Genomic DNA, 6,739 nt, shown 5'->3' with positions numbered 1-6,739 from the left:
CCGGCTCATCGGCATCCTCCACGGCTGCCTCAAACACCGCACCCTCTACAACGAACACACCGCCTGGAACCACCGCGCCAACCTCGCCGCTTGACACCTTGCACCCCTGGGATGTCTTCGTGGCTCGCTTCGCTCGCACCTCAGGGAGCATAGAAATCGGACGCTCACCTCAGGGAGCATAGAAATCGGACGCTCACCTCAGGGAGCGGGGGTGATCAGTTCGACAGGCCGGCGTCCTTGCTGCCGTAGGCATCTCGGAGCCGTGGCTTGACGACCTTCCCCCCGGCGTTGCGTGGGAGTTCGTCGATGATCACCAGGTCCTTGGGGTGCTTGAACCGCGCGAGGTTCTCGTTGAGGTGCGGCTCGAGATCGGCGAGGGTGAGGTCCTCGACGCCTTCGGCGAGCACGACCACGGCGACCGGCACCTCGCCCCACTTCTCATCTGCGCGACCGATGATCGCGGCCTCGGTGATGCTCGGATGGCTGAACAGGACGTTCTCGACTTCGGCGCAGTAGATGTTCTCTCCGCCCGAGATGATCATGTCCTTGGCCCGGTCGACGACGTACAGAAAACCCTCCTCGTCCTGACGCACGAGGTCACCTGAGTGAAACCAGCCGCCGCGGAACGCTTCTGCGGTTGCCTCGGGCTTGTTCCAGTAGCCGATCATCATGTTGGGCCCGCGATACACGATCTCGCCGACCTCACCGGGCTTCACGTCGTTCATGAGCGGATCGACGATGCGCGCGGTGACCGCCGGGACAACCTTGCCGATGGAGCCGAGCTTGCGCAGTGCGTCCTTGCCCTCGAGGATCGTCGTCACCGGCGACATCTCGGTCTGACCGAACGCGGTCATGTTGGCGGCCTCCGGGAAGGATTCGTTCATCGCGTTCAGCACGGTGTCCGACGCCGGGGCCGCGCCCCAACTCATCGTGCGCAGCTTGAGCTTCCGGGGACGCGCTTTCTGCGCCGCACACACGGCCTGCCACTGAGCCGGGACCATGAAGACCGACGTGACGCCTTCGCGCTCCAGCGTGTCGAGCATGGTGTCGGGATCGAAAGCCCCGAGCGGGTGGAGCACCGCGCGGATCCCGCGGTAGAAGATCGGTGCGAAGCCGCCGATCCCCGCGATGTGGAACAGCGGCGGCACGATCGAGGCGACGTCATCGAAACCGGACTGTGCCCCGGCCGTGGCGATCGTCGTCACCGCCTGCGCCTGGATGTTCTGATGGGTGAGCATGGCGCCCTTGGGCTTTCCGGTGGTGCCCGAGGTGTACATGATGGCGGCGACGGTGTCCTCGGGCACGTCGACCTCCGGCAGGTCCGACGCTCCCTCGGCCAGCAGGGTCTCGAAGTCGAGATGGTCGGCGTTGTCGCTGCCGTCGACGACGATGATGGTCTCGATCTGACCGGTCGACCCGGCGACCGCGTCCGCGATCGGAGCGAGGAGGGTCTCGGTGACGACGACCTTCGCACCGCTGTCGGTGACGAGATAGGCAACCTCGGCGGGGCTCATGCGGATGTTGACCGGTACCGGGATGGCGCCGATGAGAGTGGCCCCGAGAATCGCCTCGATGTACTCGGTGCGGTTGAGCAGGGCCATCAGAACCCGATCACCGAACTGGACACCCCGCCGATGGAGTGCGGCTCCGAAGGCGCGCGACCGGTCGTCGAGTTCCTTCCAGGTCGTGTTCTTGTCGAGGTAGGTGATCGCCGTGTTGTCCGGGGTCATCATGGCGTGCCGGCGGACCTGGTTGTTCCAGTGATTGCGGCGCGAGCGGTACGGCTCGGTGGTCAGATCATTCGTGACCTCGGCACTTGCAGTCATGACTGCCTCCATTCGTCGAGCGAGGCTCGACCCGTTGTGAAGCCCTCGGTGAGGGTCCGGCACTGTTGTGTCCCGAGTCACACATTAGGTCGTCGGTGTTGCCAGAATCAGGCATTCCCGCCGTTTGGTTACACCCGGCCGACGCCACCCTCGACCGTGCGCCGTTTTCCGTCGGGCTCGCGACGATGCCTACTCAACCTCGCGCCCACGTCGTCGCAGATACTTTCGCGCTCGCTCGTCGCCGGTGAGCTCGGCGGCCCGCTCGAAGTGCTCACGCGCCACGTCGGAGTGCCCGACCCGAACCAGCAGATCTGCCTTCGCCGCGTGGAACGGGCCGAAACCCGCGGCGTCACCACCTAACTCGTCAAGCAGGGATAGTCCATCTGCGGGAGAACTCGCCCGCCCGACGATCGCAGCGTGGGCGATCCGCGCACCAAGCGTCGGCGCCACGGCCATGAGCGCGGACGACAGCGACTGTAAAGCGGCCCAGTCGACGACACCGGTGCGTGCGCGGTCGGCATGGACGGACTGCATCGCGGCCTCGAGCTGGAACCGCCCGTGCGGCCGGCCGAACGCCCATGCGCGTCGAAGCATCGCTTCCCCGTCCCGGATGAGCGCGACATCCCAGGTGGCCGGATCCTGCTCCTCGAGCGGGATGAACGGGCCGGTCCGTGCCGGCGCCCGCGACAACGACAGCGCGATCAGCGCAGCGAGACCCCACGCCTCAGGATCGTCGAGCAGCGCGGCGAGCGTGACGGCCAGGTGCAGCGACTCCCCCGCCATCGATTCGACGGTGTCGGGATCGGTCCCGTCGGCGTCGTTCCACGCGATCGCGAAACACCCATAGACCGCTTCCAGCACAGCGGGAAGTCGCTCCGGCATCGCCGCGCGGTCGGGAACGACGAACGGTATCCGGGCGTCGCGGATCCGGCGCTTGGCTCGCACGAGGCGCTGCGACATCGTTGCCGGGGCGACCGCGAAGGCGATGGCGATGTCGGCGGCCTCGAAGCCGAGCGCCGACTGCAACATGAGCGGCGTGCGGGTGGCGGCGTCGATGGCCGGATGGGCGCAAGTGAACAGCAACTCGAGCCGCTTGTCGGGAATGGCGTCGGGGTCCACATCGTCGAAGGGGGTCACGGTGGTTGCTCCGGGAGAGATGGTGTCGTCGAGGATCTTCGACGTACGGTGCGCCGCCGACTTCCAGACGTCGCGCAGCTGATTGCGTGCGGCCGTGAGCAGCCAGCCTTCCGGGTTCGCGGGCACCCCATCTGACGGCCACGAGGTGAGCGCACGTTCGAAGGCGGTTGCCAGGGCATCCTCCGCGAGAGCGAGATCCCCCGACGCGGCGGCGAGAAGCGCCACCAGCCGCGAATACGACTCGCGGGCAGCATGTTCGGCGGCGGTGTGCGCTTCTCGTCGGGTCATGCGTTAGGTGTCCACGCACCATCGACGGTGTAGGTCGCGCCGGGCCTGACCTCCACGACACCCCACTCGATCGGCGGTGCCTGACGCGCCCACTCGATTGCGGCGTCGAGATCGTCGACATCGATGACGACGGTTCCGCCGAGCTGTTCCTTGGTGTCGGCGAAGGGGCCGTCCTGAACGACGAGCCGACCGTCGACCTTACGCAGCGTCGTCGTGACGTCCGAGTGCTGTAGGACTTCGGCACTCACGAGCACGCCGGCGTCCTGGAGGGCCGTCGTGTAGGCGGCGAAGGCGGCCTGGCCCTGAGCGATGGCTTCCTCACCGAGGGTCGACGCGTCCATCTCCGGGTAGTGCAGCAGCAGCGAGTAATGCATGATCTGGCCTCTCGTTCAGCGGGCCGCTCGTCGGTCCGTGTGCAGTGATGACGAGCGTGCCGGACGCCATTCGACACATTCGGCACATCGTTCTTCGATTACCGCTGCCCTAATCCGAAGGAAGCGCATAACTCCTGCTCCCTGAGGTGCGAGGAGCGCAAGCGACGAGCCACGAAGGGCCCGGCGAGACAAGTTGCCACACCCTTCGTGGCTCGCTTCGCTCGCACCTCAGGGAGCATTCCTTTGGGACGTTCACGAGTGTTTTTTATTGGTCACGATGGCCGCCAGGCCGCAGATACTGAGGAGGCCCGGAGCTTGCGGAGGGCCGTGTCCCCCCGCTCCCTGAGGACGCCCGGAGCTTGCGGAGGGCCGTCACGAAGGGTCATCGAACAGGGCCATCACGAACGGCCAAGCCGGTCAGCGCGGGCCGCGGCATCGGGCCACATCGCAGGGCATCGGAGACCGGGTACCGTCGCGAGCTCGAAGTGCCACCACTCGTTGGCGAAGGTTCGGCACAGGCCCCAGCGGTAACCGGTTCGTTCGAGCCAAGCGGCGCCTTCCCGGGGGCCGACGTCGATGGCGTGGCCGCTCACATGTGGCGACTCCTCCGCCGGCAGGACCCACCGTCGAGCGGCTTCCGGGCTGCCGTAGGTCGCGATCGCATCGCGCCACATCTGACGCTGCTCCGCGTCTGTCCGCTTACCGGACGTAATCCACAGCGAGACCCCCTGTGCCCGTGCGCTGTTCGACGCCTGCTGGTACGCCACCGCCAGCGCTGGATCGAGGCCGGCGGTGGGCGGCGCGGCATTCGCCGGTACGCCGCCGAGTCCGGATAGCAGCAGGGCCCCGAGTAGGGCGGTACAGATGACCGTGATTCGCCGGGCCGCGATGTCGATGAACCTCATGACCGCAGTAAACCGTACGACCGACGCCTATCGCATCGAACCGTCGGAGCTATTACCGTTTACTGCGGGTGGGCCGCGTGCGAGCCTGTGGAGGGTCGGAAAAATGAAGAAGCGTCTGGTGGTCTGTTGCGACGGCACGTGGAAGTCGTCGAAAGACCCACGAATTTCGAATGTCGAGAAGATCGCCCGAGCCGTCACCACCGATGCCGACGACGGCGCTGTGCAGCTGGTCCATTACGTCAACGGCGTGGGAACCGGGTCGGGCTGGTCTGACCGCGTCATCGGCGGGGCGTTCGGTCGCGGCCTCGATGCCAACCTGATCGATGCCTACCGATTCCTCGCTCTGAACTACGAGCCCGGCGATGAGATCTTCGTCTTCGGGTTCAGTCGCGGCGCATACACTGCACGGAGTCTCGGGGGCATGATCTGGCACATCGGCCTTGTCACCCCGCTCGAACTCGCGCAGCACCCAACCGAGAACCTGTTTGAAACAGTCCTGCGGTACTACCGGATGAAGGGGGAGGATCGTCCGGCGAAGACCCCAGGCGCCCCGGTGCCGGTCAAGTTCATCGGGGTCTTCGACACCGTCGGTGCGCTCGGCGTTCCCGGCATCACCCGCGTCAAGCACAAGTTCCACGACGTGAAGCTCGGCAAGAACGTCGCAGTGGCCAGGCAGGCGCTCGCCATCGACGAACGTCGGCTGACATTCGATCCCTGTGTCTGGGAAGTCGACAAGGCAGATGAGGGCGAGATCGACGTCAAACAGGTGTGGTTCGAGGGGGTCCACTCCGACATCGGCGGTGGTCTGGCGGTCACCGAACCGTCGGAATTGAGTCTGTCCTGGATGGTGCGCGAGGCGGAACTTGCGGGCCTGCAGTTCTGCTACAAGCGATTCACGCCTATCAGCTTCCCCATCGACCCGTCGAACGAGAAGTACGCGACCAACAAGTCGATGAACGCTGCGTACCGCATCGTCAACATCTTCAAGCTCGCGTTCGGCCCGCTGCGGATGCGCGGAGAAACCGTGCGTCACAAGGGTCAGTCGCGATTGCTCGAGGCGAACAAGAATGATCCAGCAAGGCCGCTGTACATAGCCGCGCCCGCGCTCACTCGGTGGACTGACGACATCGGGTCACGCAAGAAGAGGGCGACGAACATCGGCGCGTGGGAAGAGCTGATCAAGGACCTATCGGTCCGCGCGGTCGACATTCCTCCGCTCGAGGCGCCGGTGACTACCCGACAACCGGCATCCCCCGCGTCTGAGTCGCTACTTCCACAGCAATAGTCACTGCGGGGCAACGTCTTTCGTTGCAGCGATCTGGATCAGATTGCCGCACGTGTCGTCGAAGACCGCTACGACCGCAGGTCCGATATCGGTCGGTTCCTGGGTGAACTCCACGCCGAGGCCCCGTAGCCGCTCGTACTCGGCCTGCACATCGTCGACGGCGAACTGCGCCAACGGGATTCCGTCTTCGATGAGCGCGTCCCGGTAGGGCTTGACTGCGGGGTGGCCAGACGGTTCGAGAAGAAGTTCCATCCCCTCGGGATCGTGCGGGGAGACCACCGTCAACCACCACGTGTTCTCGCCCATCGGAATGTCATGGCGGGTCGTGAATCCGAGTATCTCGGTGTAGAACTCGTGTGCCTTGCGCTGGTCGTCGACGAAGACGGACATCAGTGTCATTCTCATGGGAGGTCCTTTCGAGGGGCGGGCCACCGCTCGGCGATCTCGCCGAGCGGTGCGGGGTCGAAGTAGTGGAATTTGGAGCGTCCGCGCTTCTCGGTGTGGACGAGTCCGGCCGTCTCCAGCACGCCGAGGTGCTGGGAGATCGCCTGTCGGCTCAGGTTTAGCCCACGCCGAGACGTGAGACGACCGCAGATCTCGAACAACGTCTGGCCGTCCCGTTCGACCAGGTCGTCGAGGATTGCTCGCCTCGTCGAGTCATCGAGTGCATGGAACACGTCGGCCACACCTGACGATAGGCAAGTCGCTACTTGCATGTCAATGGTACCGCCGCCCCCACCGCTTGCTTCCTAGTCCGAGTTGCGAAGGCCGCGGCCAACGCCGCTCCCTGAGCAGCCTATGAGGGTTTGTGTCAATGGGGTCCTGTGATGGGTGTGGGCGTGGGGGTGTGGCCCGGCGGCCGGTGGCCTGTCGGGATGGGTGTGTGGGTGGGTTCGAGCGGGCCGGGGTCGTGCCGGGCGCGGG

The 6,739-nt window shown here is 65.6% G+C and carries 7 protein-coding genes; 1 reads left to right on the top strand and 6 read right to left on the bottom strand.

The genetic code is table 11. The features are described from left to right. Window positions 1-215: 215 nt before the first annotated feature. From fadD5 to JW364_RS23740, 4 genes are all read right to left on the bottom strand, one after another. The gene (gene fadD5, locus JW364_RS23755; protein ID WP_205334377.1) at window positions 216-1,826 is read right to left on the bottom strand and encodes a fatty-acid--CoA ligase FadD5; all 1,611 of its coding nucleotides are present in this window, start codon (window positions 1,824-1,826) and stop codon (window positions 216-218) included. Between the two features lie 189 nt (window positions 1,827-2,015). After that, window positions 2,016-3,251, bottom strand: coding sequence for an RNA polymerase sigma factor (locus JW364_RS23750; RefSeq protein WP_205334378.1), 1,236 nt, complete (start codon window positions 3,249-3,251; stop codon window positions 2,016-2,018). Further along, entirely contained in the window at window positions 3,248-3,625 is a 378-nt protein-coding gene (locus JW364_RS23745; protein WP_205334379.1) for a YciI family protein, read from the bottom strand. Before JW364_RS23745 ends, JW364_RS23750 begins: the two co-directional genes overlap by 4 nt. 398 nt (window positions 3,626-4,023) lie before the next feature. Further along, a complete protein-coding gene (locus JW364_RS23740; RefSeq protein WP_205334380.1) occupies window positions 4,024-4,530 on the bottom strand; it encodes a M15 family metallopeptidase in 507 nt (168 codons plus the stop codon). 103 nt (window positions 4,531-4,633) lie between these two features. Between JW364_RS23740 and JW364_RS23735 the strand changes: the two genes are divergently transcribed. Beyond that, window positions 4,634-5,815 (top strand): DUF2235 domain-containing protein, encoded by a 1,182-nt coding sequence (locus JW364_RS23735; protein WP_205334381.1) that lies wholly within the window; start codon window positions 4,634-4,636, stop codon window positions 5,813-5,815. On the opposite strand, the gene JW364_RS23730 is transcribed toward JW364_RS23735, so the two are convergent. Beyond that, the gene (locus tag JW364_RS23730; protein WP_058250505.1) at window positions 5,816-6,220 is read right to left on the bottom strand and encodes a VOC family protein; all 405 of its coding nucleotides are present in this window, start codon (window positions 6,218-6,220) and stop codon (window positions 5,816-5,818) included. Then, the gene (locus JW364_RS23725) at window positions 6,217-6,531 is read right to left on the bottom strand and encodes a helix-turn-helix transcriptional regulator (protein ID WP_205334382.1); all 315 of its coding nucleotides are present in this window, start codon (window positions 6,529-6,531) and stop codon (window positions 6,217-6,219) included. The genes JW364_RS23730 and JW364_RS23725 overlap by 4 nt, the downstream gene beginning before the upstream one ends. Window positions 6,532-6,739 lie beyond the last annotated feature (208 nt).

The organism is Gordonia sp. BP-119, from assembly GCF_016924115.1.
Taxonomy (GTDB): Bacteria; Actinomycetota; Actinomycetes; order Mycobacteriales; family Mycobacteriaceae; genus Gordonia; species Gordonia hongkongensis.
The sequence above is the reverse complement of the archived record's forward strand: the minus strand, read 5'-3'. Positions and strand labels throughout refer to the sequence as shown.